Here is a 20,406-nt window from a genome sequence, read left to right as displayed (position 1 = left end):
ATTAATTATTAGAAGCTTGGTCAATTTCTTTAACTCTGTAACCCACTTCATTAGATGCGTAAAATTCAGGAAGAAATTCTATAAAACCAGATTTATATGCGGAGATTACACTACTCAAAATCACATCTGTAAATAATTGACCACTTGTTATTCTTGCACTAAAGTCATCAAAAATAGCTTTAATTTGCTTTTGTAATTCTGAATATTTAGCTTCAATTTGTGTTTGAATGGTATTGATATCCGTTTCAATTCGAATACGTTTGTCATTAAGACTTTCAATTTCAATGTTTTTTTCTTTTAATAGATTAGTGATGATTTCTTTATCAGCATTGAGTTCAATCATTTCCATATCCAATATTTGAATCTTCCTGTTTTTTTCAGCGTCAACAATTTCTCTTCTTGAATTTTTATAAGCGTTACTTATGTTATCAATTAAGAAATGTGTTAAAAAAAGTGGAAACATACCAAAAACAAATATCAACCAAAATTCACCATGTTTTACTACCTCCCACAATTGCATTGTGGACACTTCGCCGACTAGTAACGATTTTATTTCATCTGTGTTAATAGCTACCATAGTTGAAACTAAAATATCAAATACTACTAAACCTATCCAAAACATTGCTCCATTAACCCATTTATTAGTACTACCTAGTAATTTTAAATTGGACAGTAGTACGGGAATTAAAAAAAACAAGCTAGCAACAAAGCCGAATAATGGCCCTTGGAGTTTAAATATTTTAGTTATTGCGTTTGCATCTACAAGTTGTGGAAGACCCGGATTTATACCCGCTTCTAATGATTTACGAATTAAATTTCCTTCAAAAAACACTTTGTAAACTGCTGAAGCAAAAAATATAGACAAATAAAAAGCAAATATGGTGAGAGCTATTAAAATAAAAATAGTTCCAACACTCCAGAATTTTTTAATTATAAAAGTTTGTTCCAGATTGTTTCTTTCTAGTTTATTTTTTTCAATATCCTTATTAATTTGCAGCAATCCTTTTTGGCCTGTATTTGGATTTCCTGATTCAAAAATTGATTTTTCCTGTTTTAAATCCTCAATTTTTATATTTAATTGTTTGTTTTCAAGTTCATTATCTCTTTTTGCGACACTAATTTTTTCTTGTTTTTCATTTTCTAGGTTTGTTTTGTTGCTTTCATAAGCAATTGAAATGTTCGAAGCTAAAACATTTTTAATATTTCCAAGTCCTTCGTCTGTAGCATAAGTTCTTATTCGCTCTTTGATAGTATTGTACTCTGTTCTAAAAATATCGATATTACCTTTGTTTTCTCTCGATTTTTCGTAGCCATCAGCTTTGTATTTTTCAGTATCAATTTGAGCAGCAGAATATACTAAACTATGAAGCTGTTTTGAAAAGGTATCGATAATATTCATAGGTTGGGCTTCTGGGATTGTGGTTTCGGACATAATAGATTGTTCGCTAACCGCTATTTTATGATCAATATTATATTTTAGGCGTTCAAACTCTGACAAGAATTGGGAATAGATAGCAATATCATCTGAAACTTGAATGTTCTCAACATTGTTATTGCTTGCATTCAAAGAGTAGTTATAGGAACCATTAATTGATATTTTACTGTCAATTAAACAAAATTTATGATGCATTATTCCACGAGTGTCACCCGTGTCAAATGCATGAACACTAATACCAGCACCTTTAAGCATTAATTTAACAGTTTCGTTTTGAGCATTTGAAGACAAGATAATATCGACTACCACCTTGCGATTATTTGCTTCAACAATAGCCATTGCAATTTCTCTGTCAGTAAAATATGCCATTGCAAGATAGATGCATTGCCGTGCATTATTAATTTCAGAAATAATTCTTTGCTTTATCTCCGTTCCATTTGTAATTAGGTCGCTCATATTATTTTGTTTTAATTTTGGTAGGTATTATGTCCATTTTCATTCTTATCTATTTTTTTGGCTCCACCCAATCTCTAACATCAATTTTACCAGTAACCGCTTCCGAAATTAATGACTGACGATAAGTTTGGAGGTTTTTAATCTGATCTTTTATTTTGTTGGAAAGCGAATCGTTCTTCTCTAAAATTTCAGTTAATTTAATTCCAATAGAATTTTGTTCGTCGAAACTAGGAAAAGGAATTTGAAGGTTTAATATTTTTTCAACTGATAACCCAGGTTGTGCTGAAGCTTGAGAATATTGATTAAGATTCATTAATCTTAAAAGTTCTCCAAGCCAAAAAACATTCAGTTCTTTCATTGAGGATACCACAACTGCATGTTCAGTAGCCCAAAATCTTCCAGCAGCATAATTTATATTCCCACATAAATTTCCTTGTCTACCAATAAGTGGAAAATAACCATCTTGATTATATTCAGAAATAAAACCTCTTACTCCATTTCCACCATAAACAGGGTAAGTTCCTTCTTCTTCTATTATTTCTGCAGAAATGAAGTTGCCACTTTTCATTACCACAATATGTTTTAGTTTCACAACACCCCAATGCTCCGGAATATCACCCAACCAATCCACACCGCTATTTTTCATTTTAGCGTTTCGTTTGAGTCCTTTGGTCACGGCTTCGTTAATTACGGCTTGGCGTTTTTCTTTGAGTAAAGTAATAAGCTGTTTTTTCTTTTCGATAATTGCATCGATAAGATTGGTTTTGTAGTCTAGGAAAGTGGCTATTTGGGTTTGTTCTTGGACTGAAGGTTTTAGTAAATATAGATTTTTAACATCACCATCATTAACGCCTGCTTGAGCGCCGCCGGTTTGGTGTGTCAAAATTTGACTTCTCATATTTAAAAACATATAATACAAGTATCTACTATTTGCTTTACTTAGATTTTCATCAATTGCAACAACTGATTGATTTGCACAAGCTTGAAAAGTTAGATAACCAATGTTTGCACAAGTTGCACCAGTTAAGGCGATTAATACTGTATTTGGTTTAATCCACTTTGCCGAACTATTAATTAACCCTTCTTCAGAAATAAATTTCTCCGCAGTGGTAATTTCACAATTTTGTAATTTTCCTGACGGAAGCCATGGAATTTCTCCCTTTTCCCAATAACTTTCAACAACTGTAGATGGAGTTCCTCCTGCATAAGTGTTAGCAACATGCTTAACTTTACAATAATCCCAATTTTTTGGAATTTCTGGATACCAAGTTATATCAGTGGTTTTATAATTTTCGTAACTCTTCATTAGGCTAATAATTCTTTTAATAAACTGGTAATATCACCCTCCAAAGTTTGAATTTCGGTTTTTACTGCTGCCGCTGCGCGCAGTCCTTTATATTCGTAAAAATTCTTGGTAAAGTTTATCTCGTAACCAAGACGTGTTTTGTCAAAATCTATCCAAGCATCGGGTACATGAGGCAGTACTTCTTTTTCAAAGTATTTTTCAATATCAGAACCTATAGGCACGTTTTCTTTGTCTCGTTTTTTGCTGTCGGCTTTTGGATTTTTATTTTTGTCCAATTGTTTCTTGCCTTTGGCATCGTACAAAGGCTGTTCTACCGTGAGTTGGTAAAAACCAAAATGGTCGTTGTCAAAGATTTTGGAGTCTTTGGTCGACGAGAATTCAGTATATAATTCTAAAATTTGGGCAATATGGTTGTCGGTAATTTCATTACGCTTGTTCCCTAAACTTTTTTTATTCGAACGACAAAAATCGACTGCATTTATTAATTGCACTTTTCCTTTGCGTTGCTTTTCTTTCTTATTGGTCAAGAACCATATGTAGGTGTTAATTCCAGTATTGTAGAACATGTCCTTTGGCAAAGCCACAATACATTCTAACCAGTCATTCTCGATAATCCATTTACGGATATCGCTTTCGCCACTACCAGCATCACCAGTAAATAGAGGAGAACCATTAGTTACAACTGCAATGCGACTGCCTTCGCGTTCCATTTTGGAAATCATGTGTTGTAAGAATAATAATTGACCGTCAGAACTACGTGGTAAACCCGCATAAAAACGCCCTGCTGGGTTGAGTGATTCGTTGGTAATAAAGTTTTGGTCTTTTTTCCACGTAACACCGTAAGGAGGATTTGCCATCATATAGTGAAAATGCTTTCCTGGAAACTGGTCTTCAGAGAAAGAGTTTCCGTGTTTCACGTTATTTGACTCTTCACCTGTAATCAAAGCCTCAGATTTGGCAATTGCATACGATTGCTCATTGAGTTCTTGCCCGTAGGTTTGAATCGAAGGTTTTTTGGCTTGTTCTGCCAGTAGTGTATCTAAAATATATTTTTTTCCAAGATTCACCATACCACCTGTACCACAAGCTGGGTCAAAAATCGTGCGGATGATTCCTAGTTGTGATAATTCGGCTTTTTCATTTGCAAACATAATGGCATTCATCAACGCAATTACATCTCTAGGGGTAAAGTGCTCTCCAGCGGTTTCATTGGATTGCTCGTTTGAGATTCTAATCAATTCTTCGAACACATAACCCATGCCGTGATTGTCGATTTTATCGGTATGCATATCAATCTTGCATATCGCATCAATCATTTCATACAGCAGTTTATTTTTGATCAAACGTCCTACGATTTTATCAAACTGAAAGTTTTCTAAAATATCACGTACTTCTTGATTGAAGCCGTTAAGGTAATTGTTGAAATTGATTTCGATATTACGAGCATCATCCTTTAGGGAATGCAACGTATGATTAGAAGTGTTATAAAATTTTAAGCCACCCGCTGCTTTACGCAAAATAGGGTCTAGTTTATCGTCGGCTACTTTGTCTTTGAAATTTTGGTGGGTAGAACGAACGTTTTCGTTCACCCCATCCAAAATACAATCCAATCGACGGATGACTACAAAAGGAAGCACAACATCACCAATTTCATTTTTCTTGAAGGCATCCCGCAATACATCGTCGGTGATTTGCCAAATGAATCCTACTTCTACTTTTTTGTTATTATTGGTACTCATGTTTTGTTTTAAATTTTGTTACGCAAATGTAAGGTGTTGGTGTGCGGGTTTAGTGCGGTGGTTTTAGAAAGTTATAATTCTTCAAATAAACCATTTTCCAGTATATTGCCAAACTTATTAGTTATTAATCCTATTTTAGTCGGTACCGCATTATATTTATCTCTAATATTTTCTAAGAGTTTATTTATTCTTTGGAAGCTATCTTTAATGTTATGATCGTATAAAAAATCGCATGAAATTGACGCATTATCCCTATCAAAAATATGTTGTAAATCAATTATCGAATAATCTGTCATGATATGCCTATTATTATCAAAAAGATTTTTTTTGTGAGCATAAACGCTTATAACTAGATTTGGATTATTAACTCCAGCTATAAGTAAATTTGTTTTGGCAATAACTTGATTATCATTATTTAAATTGTTTACTAAAAGCGATAAATGGCAAGTTGCATTACTATTATTTAAATACAATTCATTTAACAACTTTATTAAATTAGGTATTTTTGGTTCCATTTTATCTTGGTCTTCAAATAAATAAGGATCAATAATCAACACATTTTTGCATCGGTGTTTGATTACGACAATTCCATTCATTTCTTTATCAACAATCTTACTAGCAAAAGATTTTGGGATTAATGGATCTTCAAAATTGTAATTAACTCCTGCACTAATTGAGTTGTTTAATTCATTAAAACTTAAAATATCAGCATCGCATTTATCTAATAAAAATAAAGAGTATGGTTTGTTTCCATTGATTGGACCTAGTTTTAATCTGTTATTTTTAACAGCAAGAAATATATAATATTCTCTAAAATCGGTTGGAACATAATTCTGTCTTAATTTTTTATGAATTTTGATTACTTCTCTTTCAGATATTGGAAGATGAATTTCAGAGTTTTTTAAAACATCAATTAGCCGATTTTTATTTTCTGTTTTGTTATCGCTTTCAAGAATATTTTGGCTTACTTGATAATTATTAAATGCATTAAAAAAATTATCTTCTAAGTAGATACGTGGTTTCATGATTGCTTATTGTTTTTTAGAAAAATTTCTAATGCAATATCATCAACAACATCTAAAAATCCTTCTCCAAACGGTTTGTTGAAACTACCGTCATTTTCATATTTCATTTCATAAGGTCCGTCTTTATCAAAATAATAGACTACGAAGGGATTGTGCTGTATTTGCATCGCGGGAAATAAACTATCGTCAGGATTAGAATAATTTAGAAAAAGTAATTGTGAATTTCTAATTATGTATTCTGAATGCGTTTCTACAATAAATTGAATTCCAAATTCTTTCCATGTTTCAAAAAATAATTCTGCTAATTTGGATTGAAACGCTGGATGCAAATTAGCTTCTGGTTCTTCAATAAGTATTAAGGGAGTTGTAGTTCGGAATCTTCTAGTTCTTTTTTGATTCTTCAAGAGATTTTCTTCGTTGATCACATCAGCAATACGAAGTAAAATGGTGAAGATTTGTCCTGCTCCAAAGCCTTTATCTACAAGGTTAATCCAATCGCCATTTTCTTTTATTTCTATTTTAGAGGCCAAACCTTCAATGGGTTTAATATTGTAGTCTTCCCCAATATCAAAGAAATTTTTTGACATCCAACGTTTAATAAAATCATCTGCTTTACTTTTTTTTCTAATTGGGTTTTCAGATAAACTTTTAATGATATCATAAATATCATTGTTTCTACTGTCGTTTACATACAAACGGGTTTGTGTATTGCGATTAGGGGTTAAATGGGAGATGTTAAGTTTCAGTGCATCAACAATTATATCTGAAAGATTTAAAATTCTAGCCATCTCTCTATTGTTGTTGATTAAGCCAATTTCTTTTTCATTTTCTCTAAAATATCTACTTAATGTTCTACGTAGTACTTTGTCGATAGATTCAGATCCTTCAAAATCATTTAGATTAAAAATAGGATTAAATTGTTGATCGTCCCCTTTTTTATTGCTTTCTAATGCTTTTAATTTTTTGTTAACTATTCTTATGTTTAATTCTACCCTTTTTATTTTCTCTTCCACTGAAGGAGTTTTCAAATATTTTGGATAACCAGTAAGAATTGACTCATCTTTTATGATTTTAATTGAAGCTTGCAATTTTTCTAATTCCTTTTCATTTTCAAGTAAAATTTCTTGCAATTTTGTAATTTCATCTTCCTCATCATCTGAAATATCAGAGTGATTATTTCTAAACCGAATAAAACTATTGTCTATTGTTAATTGATATTCATCGCCAGCTAAATTAGATATGATGAATATTGAATTGTCGTGTTTACTAGTAAACTTTATAGATTTAAGTTTACCTTTTTCAAATCTATCGTCAAGGCTTTCCAAGGGATAAAAATGGTAATCAATAAAATAATCATTATTTTCAATCGAAAAATGAATATCCCAAAGTTTTTCTTTAAAATTTTGCCTGTTTATAGCATTAGAAAAACAATCAACTTTGTGATTTGTAGCATGTTTCGAATTAAAATTTAATTCAAAATGGTTTTTAGAATTACCAAAACCATCCAGTAACATCAATGCTTTCATTACACTTGATTTACCAGAGTTATTTGTTCCAGTTAAAAATGTAATAGGAGCGAGATTGAGTTCCCAGGTTTCTTTAACCTTTCTGAAGTTGCTTATTGTAATTTTTTCCATTTTATTCTAATAGTTTGTAGCTAAAATCTACGTGCAATATACTATTTATTCTTCTATTAAATCAACCTCAGTCCCAAGCTCCAGGGCCTTTATAGTTTGCACCGCATTTCCAGCAATGCCACGAATCGAACCATACATGCCAAGGGTATTGTTGATTACTTTATTAATTTGTTTTTCGCGTTGGTTCCAAATTCGTTTCATAGCATTTTTTTCAAAGGTCAAATCGGTTTGCATTTGAGTAAATCCTTCAACTATTCCTTCAATCTGCAAACGAAACTCATTGCTAGTAAGGAAGTCATAAAGCATTACCATTTTGTCTCCTTTGTTTTCCTGAGATTGTACTGCGTGGCTAATTTGAATAAGCGACTGGCGTAAAACTGAACTTAACCCCTTGAATTCTTCAAAAGTACAAATCCAGATTCCGTCTTTCATTCCCATTCGATCCATATCTGTAGGCATGACCTCGGTTACCAAAACGCCTAAATTAGCCTTTTTATCTCTAATATCATTCTTGAATTTTTCTATCCAAGCCGGCTGAAAGGCTTTGGTACGTTTGCTTTCATAATAAATAGTACCGCAGTTTTGTATTTCTCTAGTGTTAACCGTTTGTAAGCAATCAGCCCCGGAAGTTCCTTTTTTAATTTCATCGATGGTATCTAAAGGAAATTGAGCTGCTAACCATTCTTCCATGGCCAACTCCAAGACTTCACCTTGCAGTTGCATAGAACCTTGTTCCTGTTTGCGCTTCATTTCTTCAATTAATTTTTTCTGATCATCCGCTTGTTTTTGGTATTCTTTTATTTTTAACTCGTTTTTATCTTCCTCTTGCTTACGAATTTTTTCTCTTTCAACTGTTAGCGTTTCGTTTAGTTGCTTTTGGGATTCGGCTTCTATGGTATCTTTCATTTCCATTTTTTCACGTTGCAACTTGGCATTCTCTGCTACCATTTTGTTGAAATCAGAAAGTTTATTTGATTTTTCAGCTAATTCTTTTTCCATAGCAGCAATTTGCTCTTTGCTCTCCTCTTCTAGTTTGGATTTAAGTTTGGCAGTAATCACTTTTTCAGCCACCTTTTTTTCCTTTTCTAAGCGATCAGCAAACATTTCATTTTCTTGCTTTTTCTTTGCTTCGAATTCGGATTTGGCCAGTTCAAACTCCTCCGTTTTAGTTGTTAACTCTTTAATCTGTTCTGCTGTTTTTTGCTGAAATTCTTTACGGATACTATCTTCTAACTGGTGTTTTAGAATATCGTTCACATCGATAGTAGTTCCGCAATTTGGACATGTAATAGAAGTTTGATCTGCCATGATATAAGTTTTATTGGTTTACATTGCAAATTTATAAGCCAAGTGTGCATTCTTGCTGCATTGTTAGTTTTGGATTTCATAATTGATTTATCATTGCACTTTTGTAGATAAGAGAACTATGATACAAGCAAAATTAAACTTTCTCCATTATTTTTCATTACGGTTTTCCTCATTGTTATACTGCCAGAACCATTTTTTAATTCCCATTGGGGTTTATTAACGTCTTTTTTGTTGGTCGATTGTAAATGAACGAGGATTCTGGGTATTTGGCAATACCCACTTTTAGTGATATTTCTTATTTTAAAAAAGAGTCTAAATACCGTTGTAATTCATACAACTGAATTAAGTCCTCTTCCTTATTTGTCATTTGTGCTAACTGGACTAAACTAATTTTTTGATGTAATCTTTCTTCACCCAGTAACTCTTGCAAAATAACGTAGATAGCCTGTTTCAATGTTTTGGTATCACAAAGGAGGTTGTAGTTTTTGAGAAAAATCATAATGTCCATCTTTTTAATGTTTTCATCGTACAGAATTGGTTTGAATTTGAGTTCGCTAATTTTTAAAGTAATGTCTTGAAAAATGTAAGGATCGTCTAAGCCCTTCATCATTTTGTCTATTTCAGTTGTTGGTTGAATAAAGGCGGTGAATTTCCAGCTGTTTAGTAGGGGAGCGTTATCGACTAAAGTAATTAGCTCGTGGAAATAGTTTTTGTTTCCATTGGCTGTGATAATGAATTCTGCTTTGCTATTTTCTTTTTTTGGGAAGACAATTATAAAGTCAATTTCCCTGCAGTAGTAGTTGAGGTTTTTGTTTATCCAAAATGCGATATGCTTTTGATTTTTAGGAGTTTCATTGATAAGGTTTTTGATGGTTTGATTGTTATCTTGGAACCAGTTCCAGAAGGTGTTGATTTTTTTCATGGTTTGTTTTTTAGTTAATGATGGTTCTCGATACATTTTTTGTTCCGTTTCACTGCACAAAAAACACTCGAACTGACGGAGAAATTATTATGATTCACGATAGTATTTTTTGTTTCGTTGTTCTACAGGAAATACACTTCTCGAAACAAGTTCTGGATAAACCGGGCTGAAGGAAACTTATGGAAAGTGATTTTTAAGCTATTACCGTTTGTCTTTAGCGGTTTTGTCATAGGCAATTAAGTTTATCATTTGGCGTAATCGACTGCGGACTCGATTGCCGTAATGAGTTTCTATTTCGGACGCTGATAGGTTAGTGGTGATGTGGGTTTGTAGTTTTTTAGAAGTGAATAAATCATAGCGAGATAATAGTATTTCTGCCATTACATTGCATTCGTTGCCAAAGTATTTAAGATTATTTTCTGTTCCTAGGTCATCAAAGCAAATTGTTTTGGGTTCAGATACGTAGAGCTTTCCTTTGCTGTATTTGTGGATAATCTCATAGCCATCCTGGATAAATTCGAAACTGATATCCCGACAGGGTTTTACATGAAATTTATGTTCTATAGGGGTGAGGTATTTCATCACGTTCATTAGCGATGTTTTACCACAGCCCACTGGGCCGCTCAACATTATTCCTTTGTTGAGGTTGATGTTAAATTGAAAACAAGTTTGTTGATCTTTGAGAAAATAGGCTATGAGTTTGTAGATTATGGGATGATCGCTTTCCAAGATTTTGAAATGATTTCCGTATAATTCCCCGCCTTTTTTTTCGAGCCAAAGCATTACTTGTTCGTAGTTGTATTGGGACTTGATTTCTTGCATAATTTAATTTTTTCCTCACCCTAAATCCATCTCCGAAGGATAAGGACTTTGAGTTGCTTCGTTTTTAAAATTACTTTTGAGTTGTCATAGAACTTATCCTTTCTAAAGCTCAGATCGTGAGTATGGGTTAAAGCGGTTCTCGATACAATTTTATAAAATAGCTTGTCGCAATTTTATAAAATCACTCGAACTGACGAACGGCTTACAAAGGCTCGGAATAGTCTTTGTCGATTGTTGTATTGAGGTGTTTTGCTCTGTTTGGCTGATTTTGTTCATTTGAGTTAAATTTGTTTGCGTTTATCATCCAGTTTTGTGCTGCGGCTTTCCAGTCGACCATTGGGGTTTTGCCGCCTACTAGCCATCCATTGCTGGAGAAGTAATTGAAGAATTTTTGTGCTTCGATTTCTGGGAAGATTTGTTCTAGGAAATATGTTTTGACTTCTTCGAAAGGTGGTGGTTCTTTACCGACTAATTCTTTTTTGCTTATTTTCTGTGTCGTTGAATCCGAAAAGGATTTCTTTTTTTCGCGCAACTTTTTTTCTTTCTTTTGCTGACCGCTTTCAGTTTGATTTTTATTGGTGTCAGCGAATGCCAAAGGCATTTCAGTATCTACTTTTTTAAAAAATGATTCGCCATCTTGAAAATTTTGTGCTTGCTCATTCCCGTTTACAATCTTTATAATGTTTTGATTGTTTGTATTATTTGTATTGTTTATATAAGGTACTAGCGCTTGTTCAGTGCCTGTACCACTACTAGTACAAGACTTGTTCACTAGTTGTTCATCAACTAGTTTAAAAACAGGTTCAGTATTTGAACTGGTGTTTCTTTCACTTTTGGGCATTGGTTTTAGTTCATTAGCTAAATTAAATAGGTATACTTGACTTCCTTTGAATGGATTATACGATGGCTCGTAATTGATGTAGCCCAAAGAATGCAAGTTTTTTAAGCATTTGTGATAGGTTGCTTTGGAACTAATTTTGCTGATTCGCATCACCTCATCACGAGAAATACTGATGGGGTTTTTGAATCGATTGCAATTCCAGAATTGGAATAATGCAATGTATAAACTAACGTGTGTTGGATTGAGAATTTTGTCTTTTGATACTTTATCAAAAAACCCGGTTAAGTGTTTTATGTAGTTCATACGGAAGTAGTAAGATTGGAGTATTAAGTATTAAGACTTTTAGCTAGATAATGAGATTTTCTTTTCCCTCACAACAACATTATTTGAAGAGTGTGGGTAGCGCATTAACTTTGTTGCCGTTTAGTACTTTTTCAATATCAGAATTGTCGTAATACACTGTCCCACCAATTTTAGTATACGTTAAGGTTCCATTAATGCGAAGGTTTTGGAGCGTACCAGGGGAGATGTTAAGAAGCTTTCTGACTTCTGTTGATTTTAACCATTTTTTGGATTGCTCATTTTTGCCTTTAAGTATTTCTTTAATATCTTCTAAAAGAGATTTGTGAAATTGATTTAGGTCTTCTTTGGTAAGGATTTCGATTGCCATAACTTGTGTTTTAAGTTGTTATGGTGCAAAAGTGTAGGTTTTGGATGTTTTTATATCACAAGTGGTTCACAAGTTGTGAAAGAAAAAAATGAGTTTTTGTTTTTAATTGGCGGTGTTTATTGACTTCTTTTAATATAATAACTATTTGGGTTTTATTTAATGTTTTCTTTTGCCTTGATGCAAAAGAAACAAAAAATCAAGCCTGAAAATAAAAAGCTTGAAAACTACCTCAAAGTTCCATTCCGCACCCCGAGCCGTTCGCCCTATGGGCTCAACTCGCGGAGTGCTGCCATTTCTCTTCTTCGTTGTTTTTCTATGCTTTTTATTTAAGGGCGAGGAAAAGTTGAAGTTTAGTTGGATTTTACTCTATAACTTGACTCTTAGATTACTCCCGCCGGCCAAAGTAAAAATCAGCACTGTGATTTTTTGGTATAAAATTATAAGGGCGTTTTTAAGAGTCTTGAATAGTTGGTAGAATATAGTTTTCTTTAAGAGATTCTTTTCTATTAGACCACTTGACTTTTATTGGTGCTCGCTAAATTCTAAATGTCAAGCCCGTAGTAGTCGTGCTGGACACTTCCTAAAGTGAACGGTAAAATCTTTACCATGATATGTAGTTTTAAAAATAAATAAGCCCGTTGGTTGTAATTAGTTTTTAGTCCTAATTTTCGTCAGTTTGAGTGATTTTAATTGGAAAATTGTTTCGGAAATAAGATAATTTTGAATTAAAAACGGTTCTCGATACATTTTTTGCTACGTTTTACTCCACAAAAAACACTCGAACTGACGTTTTGAGTAATTATACCTAAAGGGTTATATGAGTGATTAGAGCTGATTTTTTCTAGGTTTTTTTGTGTATATAAAAATCACAATAAAAAAAATATTTTTAAGTATTTACGGATACTGATTTGTTTAATTCCGTACAGAAGTAGCTAGGGGATATGCCTGTACGGGTTTTAAAAGCTCTTGTGAAGTTTTGAGTAGAACCAAACCCAGCTTCGTCTCCTAGTGCTTTGTTTTTGTAATTACGGTATTTATTGTCACTTTTAAGCAGTTCTATGATATGTTCAATCTTAAGATCAGTGATATATTCTATGATTCCTTTGTTACGGTATTTTGCAATTATTTTTGAAGCATATTTGGTATTTGTATTTAATAAAGAAGCCAATTTGAATAAATTCATCTCTTTTTCGAGATACTTTTTACTGAATTCGAATTTTTCCAATTTTTTTAGAATTGCAGCAACTACTTCGGGATTGATATCGAGTTCGGTTTCCTTGCTTCCGTTTGCTAAAAATAATTTGGATTTTTCCGGTTGGCGATTCATCAACTCTTTAAATAATTTTTTAGCTCTAAAATGTCTGTAAACAAGGAATGAAATTATTGATATCAAGACTGCTGTGGTACTAATGGCAATAACAGTTATGGAATTATTGGAGTTTTCTAAATTACGTTGCGTTTGAAGTAGTTTTTCGGTATCGTATACTTTCGTTATTTTTCCTGAAAGATATTTGTAATTGTGTTCTAATAATCGATCTATTTTTAAGAGTTGTCCTACGTAAAGTAAATGTGCTTTTTTATCATTTTTAGTTAGAGAATAATCAATTAGTAGTTCATAAGCCTCCCTTAATTCCGGACTTATGTAGTTTTGTTGTTGGAAAATTATATCTACTTTTTTGAAATAGAATACCGCTTTTTCTTTTTGATTTTGAGACCAATAATTTTTACCAATATAAAAATAAGCAAGAGTTTCATTGGCAAAATCTTTATTACTCTTAATATCCGGTAATGCCAACGATAATTTTTTTATAGCATCAACATAGTTGTGTTTAAAAGATTGGTTTATACCTTCAGAAAATAGAAAGTATGATTTCATTCTAAAAATTTCAAATTGAATTGACGCTTTTATTCCTATTTGATTTATTTGACTGCTTAATTGATATTTATTAACTCTGCTATAGCATTGACCCAATGAATATAATGAATTGACATAGGCATGATCATTTTGCTCTTTAAAATAAGTAACGCACTCTGTGAATAAAGCTATTGCTTCGTGATAAAATCCAAGATAATATTTAGTTAGCGCTTTGCAATATTTTAATTTGTAAATAAGATAATCGACGTTTGTTTTGGAAATATAATCCTCGGCGATGAGGTAATTATCCAATGCTTTCATCATCTCTTTATCATCATAATATACTATTCCTTTTGTCATGTAAGTGGATCCAATCAATTCAGCACTGTTTGTTCTTTTAGCAGCAGTAACCGAACTGTCAGCATATAGGTGTCGGAGTTTTTTATCGAATTTATAGATTAAGGATTTATAGGCGAGCGCCATTTGCGTATCGTTTCTTTCGGATTTGGCTTTAGCTAACCAAGCCTGTGCATATAAGCGCTCTTTTAAACTATCACTTTCCTTATAATTTATTTTTTCATTGAAATAGTTACAGCTTTTATTAGAGAGACTATCTGGAATTATAAACTTTTTTTGAGCGTTTAAGCTGATAAAAAAATAAAATAAAAATAGGATTAAGTAGTTTTTTTTCATGTTCTAAAATGGGGATTACAGCGTTTTAAAAATAAAATAAAGGAGTGGGACATGTATTTATCAGGAATAAATGTAGCTAAAAAACTTCAATATAAAGAATATTAACACTGAGAAACTCTAAATGTATTTTTTGAATGTTAAGTTGTTGATTATGTACAAATTGTTTATGAATTTACTGTTATCAATTCGGGAATTACACCTATTAAATTCCCGAATTGAACAGCAGTAGCGTTGTGTGTTACGGACTACACATTTAGTTTTGCCCTGAATTCAAATGGTTTTGTTATGAGCAAAATCACCACTGTTCCCATTACCCCGGGTGAAAAGAACTGATGAAAAAAGTAGTCAGTAACATTTAAAACATTTACAATAATGAAAAAAGTATTTTTATTCCTAGCCATTTTAATGTGCTATTCCATTTCGTTTATCCTACAGTCTTGTAGTACCGATTCTTTATCTTCTCAGGAGAATTTGCCCACTGGTTTTGAAAAGGCGGAGCCGAATGCTACTAAAAATTCTAAAAGTAGAGTAGAAATCCCAGCCAACAGCGCTAATCCCTTTGATGATGAAGGACAAGCACTTTATAAACAAGGATCTTACCCCATTTTGAAAATCTCACGTAAAGGAAGTGTAACTAGCAAAGTAAAGAGTAGTGATTCCAATTCTGTAGCGTCAAGCAAAGTATTGGTTATTCTTTCGGATAGTTTGTCTGAAATAATTGCTAATTGGGATGTGTCAGTAGAAGCCAAATTAAGTTTTAGTCGGTTTATTAATTCCTTGCTGTTTCTTTCAAAAACGGAAGAACACTATGAAGTTCTATATGATTTTATAATCCATTATGAAGCGAGTATTTTGACTAGTGAGACGTTTTCGGATAAGGATAAAGAAGTTATCCTAACGAATTCATCCGTTGTTCGGTATGAAACTTATGAAGAGTCAATAACACCTCCAAAGAATAAAGATCCTGATTGGACTATACTTTTTAGAGAAGTAAGTTCATCAAAAAAGTATTAGCTATTGATTTGTAGCAGAAATTTTATTTTTAGATAAGTAGGTTAATAGGGCTGCCCAGATTGGGCAGCCTTTTTTTGCATTTGACTCTTTTAATTTAAGGGCGTGTTTGCGAATAGTGGATATTTAGTGAGAGTAGTTTTCATGAGAACATTCTTTTCTTTTGCCTTGATGCAAAAGAAATAAAAGATCAAGCCTGAAAATTCAAAACTTACGAAACTGTCTTTTGTAATTTACCTGACAGCCACTGGCTGTCCTCCTTTTAATTTCAAATGTTGTTTTTGACGTTATTAATTTAAGTGCGGGTTTAAGGGTACTGAATGGCGAGTGGTTTTCTTGAAGTTATTCTTTTCTTTTTTGCTTGATCAAAAAAGAAACAAAAAAATCAAGCCTGAAAATTAAAAACTCAAAAACTACTTCAAAACTCTGTTCCGCAGCCCGAGCCGTTCGCCTTTCAGGCTCAACTCGCGGACTGCTGCCACTCCGTTTTTTTATTGTTTTTTTACGTTTTTAATTTAAGGGCGGATCTAAACTGGTGATTTTAGAGATAAAAATAGTAGGGCGGGTGGAAAAACTTAGAAGAAGCTTTGATTTTAATTTTCATCTGCTTCGTCCATGCGGGTGATGAGTTTGTTTTTGAGGGTATTTATGAATTTGGTTTTTTCCGTTTTTCTGTTTCGGATTTCGAGAAAAACGCGGTGGAATTGACCTAAATCAATATCAAAAGCGGATTCGAAATAGCTTACGACTTCTTTTAGTCCCGATTTTCCATTATTAAAAACACCTTCTGTATGTAATGCGTATATTATTTCAATTAATTCAACTTTTGAGCCTGTCCATTTCTGTTTTTTGGAAGGTAGATTAGCTGGCTGTAGCTGGTCGTGGTTATGCTCTAGTTTTGTAATTTCTGATTCTATGTAGGATTTAATTAAATCATTGGCCAGAATTTTTGCCAATTTATAGTCATGTGAAGTAGAAAAACGTTGGTCTGCTTGGAAGTAAAAACTATCGAGTGTCAGTTTAATGTCATATTTGCCTCTTATAAAATAGGTAGCATCGAGACATCGATTATTTGTACGGTAGTAGCGGTAAAATTCTTGATTTTCGTCGAAGAATGATTTTAATTTTGAGATTTCAGTAGTATAGTATTTGCGTACCGTTTTCTTCGAACCATAAGGTTTACTAGTTTCAATAGTATAGATTTCGTTGTAATAAATAAGTTTTGCTGCAAACTGCGGCTTGATATTCCTGAAAAATTCAATCTCTTCATTTCTATCTTTGAATTTGTATTTTAGGCAATATGTTTTTAGTTTTTCTAAACCTGCAATCAGGATTTTTATCGCCTCTTCGTAATAATGAACTGTAATTGTCCTTTCTACAGGTATCAATTCTAATTGTCGATCTAATTCCGACTGGAGGGATTCAGAAAATAATTTCATTGCAGGTTTTTTAGATTTAGTATTCTTGATTGAATCAGAAACAAATCTATAGGCTGATTGTATTCGATGCAAATTATCTAGTGTTTGATTCCCGAATTGAATAGTGAAATTCCCGAATTGCATAGTTAGAATTTGTGTAAAATGGTAGCTAAAACCATTGACTTTCCTTTTAGTTTAATGCAGGGATTATATCTCAAGAAGTTAGAACAATGTAATTTTATCTAAATCCTGTTTTTATGATTTAAAAAGAACCTTTTTAAGCTTACTGATTGGTAGTGGGGTCAATTTTGTAAAAAAACCGTATTTAAATAACTTAAACGAGGTTGTTTTACGATTTATTTAGAACTTTAAATTTTTTGTAATAGCTCAAAAGTCACCTTTGTTAGTGGGCACAGAATGCAATTCTGTGCTATTTCAACCAAGATATTTAGTTGTATATCAAGGAAGTTCGGGTATTCCAATCGAGGTATTTAGTTACATATCATGAGCGTTCAGGATGCGAAGTCAGGAGACTTCGGACAGCATACCGTCTTTTAATAGTGTTTTTGTTAATACTTCGAGCAACGGGAGTTGATACACTTTGATTTTATCTTAAATTAGCACCGTATTTCTTCAGGCAATTGCGTTTGGGATGTTCCGAATGCAGTTTTGTACTCTCTCAATCTTTGTATTTATAATAGCTTTTATAGTGCAATAAATACCTACAATAGCTAGAGCACAAATTACACAGGGCCATAGCTTATTTAATTTATAGTCAGAGCAAAACCAATGATCTATGGCTATACAAAAATAAATTATTGTAAATAAAAGCATTACCGATAATATTGCTATTAAAATTGCGAAAAAAATAATCTCTAATTGAATATTTGCTACTATGTTGTTGAATTGTATGGTAGTAATGAAACTTTGAAAGACTGGAAAAAAAAATAGTAGGGTAATATGATATGCTTTTTGTTTCATGGCGTTACAATGCTTTATTATCGCTAATGAGGTTATGGTGCGATTTGATAATTGCTGAATTAAAACGTTTTGTCACAAATATTTTTTTGTTTTGTAGATGAGAAACGGAATTAATATTTCAAAAAACTGCAACTAGCAAAGCCTCCTTTTTAATAAACTAATTTTTTATTTATTATTGTTTTGTTTTTCATAAGCTGTAATACTGTTAATATTATAGATAAGCTTGCTCTTTTTATCCTTAACTTCCTTAATAAAGTCATCACATTCGGCTTCGTCCATTACACCTGTTGAATATGCCTTTAATAGAATATCCATTGTTGTTAGATATACAATACCATGTAATTGACAATAGTCTTCAATATCTCTAAGGTTGCTGCTGGCAATATAATCTTTAGTATGTCTTGCTACAGCCATACATGCTGCTTCACCATCACCTTTTGTCTTTTTTAGAAAACTATATTCTTTTATAATCTCTAAGTTTCTAGGCATTGGAACAATAGGAATCTTTGACCATGTAATAAAATTTGTTATTGATGTTTGGCTTCCTTTATGCTTATCCAGTTCCGCTTTTACCTTGTCTAGTATAACAAAGCGGTCCGGGAATATCTTCTGTAACAGCAATTGTTTTCCTGCTTTGATAAAGTGAATAATGACATCACAATCCAATAATATTTTTGGGTCACTAGATTTCTTTACCATCTTCATCAATTTTTGGATCATCTACATCGATCCCAATATCAAACATCAATGAGTGATAATGACTTTCCGAAATTTTATCCTTGTCAAATAATTCTTTTGCTTTACTGCCATAATTTCCAACCACATAAGGGGTAGTGTCTTTTGGCGTATCATATAATACGGTTGAATATCCATGTTCAACGGCACTTTTCTTAATATCAACTCTATATTGAGAGTAATCACCACGTAATAGCCCTATTTTGTCAAGACGAATAAGCATCGCAGTTCTCGATACTCCAAAGTATTGTTCCAAGCTTATGATTGTAGCCAACGATATTTCTCCGCCCCAAGCAAGTTCTTCTTCCGGTATTTGCTTAATAATCCCTGCTTCCGGCATTAAAAAATAGGAGCTAAATATGTCAGCATTGTATTCTTCACGGTTTTTTTTATCAAACTTACCAGCATTACACATTTGAAAACTGAAGCCTTCCTGAATAAAAAGATGATACAGCTCATGACCAATAGTGAAATGTTGCCTGCCGGGTGAATTATTGGTATTGATAAGCATGAAATTACTGTTCTTTGTCTTTAATGCCATGCCCGAAAACTCTCCATCCAGTGGTCTAAAGTATGTCAAAACATCTAAAGACCGAAGCAACTTTTCAAAGTCTATTGCATTCTCGTTTTCGATACCACAAAGACGCCTGAATTTATTAGCTCTTACCTCAAGTATTTTATCATTTACTGTTACCATATAGATTATTAATCTTTAAATAGTTTTTTACAATTCTACCAAAATCTGCCATTGCATCCATATCGTTGTTATCTAAGTCATTTTTTCTAAAGGCAAAAACGACTTCTGCTAAGGCTTCATCAACATTGTCTATAAAAAAGACATCTAGGTCGACCCCAAATAAATCAGATAATTTTTCTAATATTTCCAATGGAACTTCTCTTTCCTCAGTTTCATAAAAACTGATCATTTCTCTTTTTATCCCTAGAAACTCAGCTACTTTATCTTGCGTATACCCATATTTATCTCGTAATCCCTTAATTATTAATCCAGTGTTTGCTTCCATGAGTACATTTTTTTTAAAAAGGTTATGTAACTTTTATTCTTTAAGTGAGCTTTAAATATGTTACAAATATACGTAATTTTTTAAAATTAAATAAAAATGTACATTTATTTTATTTGTATTTAAATTGCGAAGCTCTTTAATAACAGCTAATCCTAAATAAGCTAGCTATCATTATGATAGATTTAGTCGCTAAAATTATAGCTTAATTGAAATTTAAAAAAAAAGAATCACTTGTGTAGGAAGGTGTTTAAGCAGCGGAGTTATGAACCGCGTTGCAAACGCTCCGTTTTTGCATCCTAATGTAAGTAGGCATTCGCCACAGGCAAGCACCAGATGGTAGTTGCAAAAGAGGACGAGAGGGGGGTTTGCAATTCTTTTTTTAAATTTATTTTGGGACGAGATAATCTTTGTGGGCACAGAATGCAATTCTGCGCTAACGAACCGAGCGATAACTAACATATCCGAGCGGTCTGGGATACCCAGTACTTTGCTCCGGAATAAATGGCGACCTTTCCAGCGGAATCGTGGCG

At 32.7% G+C, this 20,406-nt stretch carries 16 protein-coding genes; 1 reads left to right on the top strand and 15 read right to left on the bottom strand.

Annotated features, from left to right (window positions below):
* Position 1: 1 nt before the first annotated feature.
* The 11 genes from BUA03_RS13925 to BUA03_RS13875 form a co-directional block, all read right to left on the bottom strand.
* Positions 2-1,891 (bottom strand): phospholipase D-like domain-containing protein, encoded by a 1,890-nt coding sequence (locus BUA03_RS13925; protein WP_066076149.1) that lies wholly within the window; start codon positions 1,889-1,891, stop codon positions 2-4.
* A gap of 49 nt (positions 1,892-1,940) precedes the next feature.
* A complete protein-coding gene (locus BUA03_RS13920; RefSeq protein ID WP_066076146.1) occupies positions 1,941-3,197 on the bottom strand; it encodes a restriction endonuclease subunit S in 1,257 nt (418 codons plus the stop codon).
* On the bottom strand, positions 3,197-4,936 hold the full coding sequence (locus BUA03_RS13915) for a type I restriction-modification system subunit M (protein WP_066076142.1): 1,740 nt from the start codon (positions 4,934-4,936) through the stop codon (positions 3,197-3,199). The genes BUA03_RS13920 and BUA03_RS13915 overlap by 1 nt, the downstream gene beginning before the upstream one ends.
* 71 nt (positions 4,937-5,007) lie before the next feature.
* Entirely contained in the window at positions 5,008-5,961 is a 954-nt protein-coding gene (locus BUA03_RS13910; protein ID WP_066076139.1) for a hypothetical protein, read from the bottom strand.
* Entirely contained in the window at positions 5,958-7,598 is a 1,641-nt protein-coding gene (locus tag BUA03_RS13905) for an AAA family ATPase (RefSeq protein ID WP_066076136.1), read from the bottom strand. The genes BUA03_RS13910 and BUA03_RS13905 overlap by 4 nt, the downstream gene beginning before the upstream one ends.
* A 45-nt stretch (positions 7,599-7,643) precedes the next feature.
* Entirely contained in the window at positions 7,644-8,906 is a 1,263-nt protein-coding gene (locus tag BUA03_RS13900; protein ID WP_066076133.1) for a DUF2130 domain-containing protein, read from the bottom strand.
* A 295-nt stretch (positions 8,907-9,201) separates the two neighbouring features.
* Positions 9,202-9,828: a hypothetical protein gene (locus BUA03_RS13895; RefSeq protein ID WP_066076360.1), complete on the bottom strand. Its 627-nt coding sequence runs from the start codon at positions 9,826-9,828 to the stop codon at positions 9,202-9,204.
* Positions 9,829-10,029: 201 nt separating this feature from the next.
* Positions 10,030-10,653, bottom strand: a complete 624-nt coding sequence (locus BUA03_RS13890; RefSeq protein ID WP_139255671.1) for a P-loop NTPase family protein — start codon at positions 10,651-10,653, stop codon at positions 10,030-10,032.
* Between the two features lie 199 nt (positions 10,654-10,852).
* A complete protein-coding gene (locus BUA03_RS13885) occupies positions 10,853-11,794 on the bottom strand; it encodes a transcriptional regulator (RefSeq protein WP_066076129.1) in 942 nt (313 codons plus the stop codon).
* A gap of 79 nt (positions 11,795-11,873) precedes the next feature.
* Complete coding sequence (locus tag BUA03_RS13880; RefSeq protein WP_066076127.1) at positions 11,874-12,161, bottom strand: helix-turn-helix domain-containing protein; 288 nt, start codon at positions 12,159-12,161, stop codon at positions 11,874-11,876.
* Positions 12,162-13,047: 886 nt separating this feature from the next.
* A complete protein-coding gene (locus BUA03_RS13875; protein ID WP_066076125.1) occupies positions 13,048-14,709 on the bottom strand; it encodes a helix-turn-helix domain-containing protein in 1,662 nt (553 codons plus the stop codon).
* A gap of 372 nt (positions 14,710-15,081) precedes the next feature.
* Here BUA03_RS13875 and BUA03_RS13870 point away from each other — a divergent pair, with 372 nt between their 5' ends.
* Positions 15,082-15,723: a hypothetical protein gene (locus tag BUA03_RS13870; RefSeq protein WP_066076122.1), complete on the top strand. Its 642-nt coding sequence runs from the start codon at positions 15,082-15,084 to the stop codon at positions 15,721-15,723.
* 590 nt (positions 15,724-16,313) lie between these two features.
* On the opposite strand, the gene BUA03_RS13865 is transcribed toward BUA03_RS13870, so the two are convergent.
* The 4 genes from BUA03_RS13865 to BUA03_RS13845 all read right to left on the bottom strand — a co-directional run bounded on the left by BUA03_RS13865 (position 16,314) and on the right by BUA03_RS13845 (position 19,876).
* A complete protein-coding gene (locus BUA03_RS13865; RefSeq protein ID WP_066076357.1) occupies positions 16,314-17,159 on the bottom strand; it encodes an RteC domain-containing protein in 846 nt (281 codons plus the stop codon).
* 1,125 nt (positions 17,160-18,284) lie between these two features.
* Positions 18,285-18,818: a hypothetical protein gene (locus BUA03_RS13855; protein ID WP_066076355.1), complete on the bottom strand. Its 534-nt coding sequence runs from the start codon at positions 18,816-18,818 to the stop codon at positions 18,285-18,287.
* Positions 18,802-19,551, bottom strand: coding sequence for an ImmA/IrrE family metallo-endopeptidase (locus tag BUA03_RS13850; protein WP_066076117.1), 750 nt, complete (start codon positions 19,549-19,551; stop codon positions 18,802-18,804). Before BUA03_RS13850 ends, BUA03_RS13855 begins: the two co-directional genes overlap by 17 nt.
* A complete protein-coding gene (locus BUA03_RS13845) occupies positions 19,535-19,876 on the bottom strand; it encodes a helix-turn-helix domain-containing protein (protein ID WP_066076114.1) in 342 nt (113 codons plus the stop codon). Before BUA03_RS13845 ends, BUA03_RS13850 begins: the two co-directional genes overlap by 17 nt.
* Between the last annotated feature and the right edge of the window lie 530 nt (positions 19,877-20,406).

The sequence above is a fragment of the Flavobacterium fryxellicola genome, assembly GCF_900143245.1.
GTDB classification, from domain to species: Bacteria; Bacteroidota; Bacteroidia; order Flavobacteriales; family Flavobacteriaceae; genus Flavobacterium; species Flavobacterium fryxellicola.
The sequence above is the reverse complement of the archived record's forward strand: the minus strand, read 5'-3'. Positions and strand labels throughout refer to the sequence as shown.

What these genes read in the sequence shown, in the direction of transcription:
- BUA03_RS13855 (WP_066076355.1), bottom strand. Translation starts at nt 18,818, where the DNA reads ATGGTAAAGAAATCTAGTGACCCAAAAATATTATTGGATTGTGATGTC.
- BUA03_RS13920 (WP_066076146.1), bottom strand. Translation starts at nt 3,197, where the DNA reads ATGAAGAGTTACGAAAATTATAAAACCACTGATATAACTTGGTATCCA.
- BUA03_RS13895 (WP_066076360.1), bottom strand. Translation starts at nt 9,828, where the DNA reads ATGAAAAAAATCAACACCTTCTGGAACTGGTTCCAAGATAACAATCAA.
- BUA03_RS13905 (WP_066076136.1), bottom strand. Translation starts at nt 7,598, where the DNA reads ATGGAAAAAATTACAATAAGCAACTTCAGAAAGGTTAAAGAAACCTGG.
- BUA03_RS13925 (WP_066076149.1), bottom strand. Translation starts at nt 1,891, where the DNA reads ATGAGCGACCTAATTACAAATGGAACGGAGATAAAGCAAAGAATTATT.
- BUA03_RS13885 (WP_066076129.1), bottom strand. Translation starts at nt 11,794, where the DNA reads ATGAACTACATAAAACACTTAACCGGGTTTTTTGATAAAGTATCAAAA.
- BUA03_RS13865 (WP_066076357.1), bottom strand. Translation starts at nt 17,159, where the DNA reads ATGAAATTATTTTCTGAATCCCTCCAGTCGGAATTAGATCGACAATTA.
- BUA03_RS13915 (WP_066076142.1), bottom strand. Translation starts at nt 4,936, where the DNA reads ATGAGTACCAATAATAACAAAAAAGTAGAAGTAGGATTCATTTGGCAA.
- BUA03_RS13875 (WP_066076125.1), bottom strand. Translation starts at nt 14,709, where the DNA reads ATGAAAAAAAACTACTTAATCCTATTTTTATTTTATTTTTTTATCAGC.
- BUA03_RS13845 (WP_066076114.1), bottom strand. Translation starts at nt 19,876, where the DNA reads ATGGAAGCAAACACTGGATTAATAATTAAGGGATTACGAGATAAATAT.
- BUA03_RS13870 (WP_066076122.1), top strand. Translation starts at nt 15,082, where the DNA reads ATGAAAAAAGTATTTTTATTCCTAGCCATTTTAATGTGCTATTCCATT.
- BUA03_RS13900 (WP_066076133.1), bottom strand. Translation starts at nt 8,906, where the DNA reads ATGGCAGATCAAACTTCTATTACATGTCCAAATTGCGGAACTACTATC.
- BUA03_RS13910 (WP_066076139.1), bottom strand. Translation starts at nt 5,961, where the DNA reads ATGAAACCACGTATCTACTTAGAAGATAATTTTTTTAATGCATTTAAT.
- BUA03_RS13850 (WP_066076117.1), bottom strand. Translation starts at nt 19,551, where the DNA reads ATGGTAACAGTAAATGATAAAATACTTGAGGTAAGAGCTAATAAATTC.
- BUA03_RS13880 (WP_066076127.1), bottom strand. Translation starts at nt 12,161, where the DNA reads ATGGCAATCGAAATCCTTACCAAAGAAGACCTAAATCAATTTCACAAA.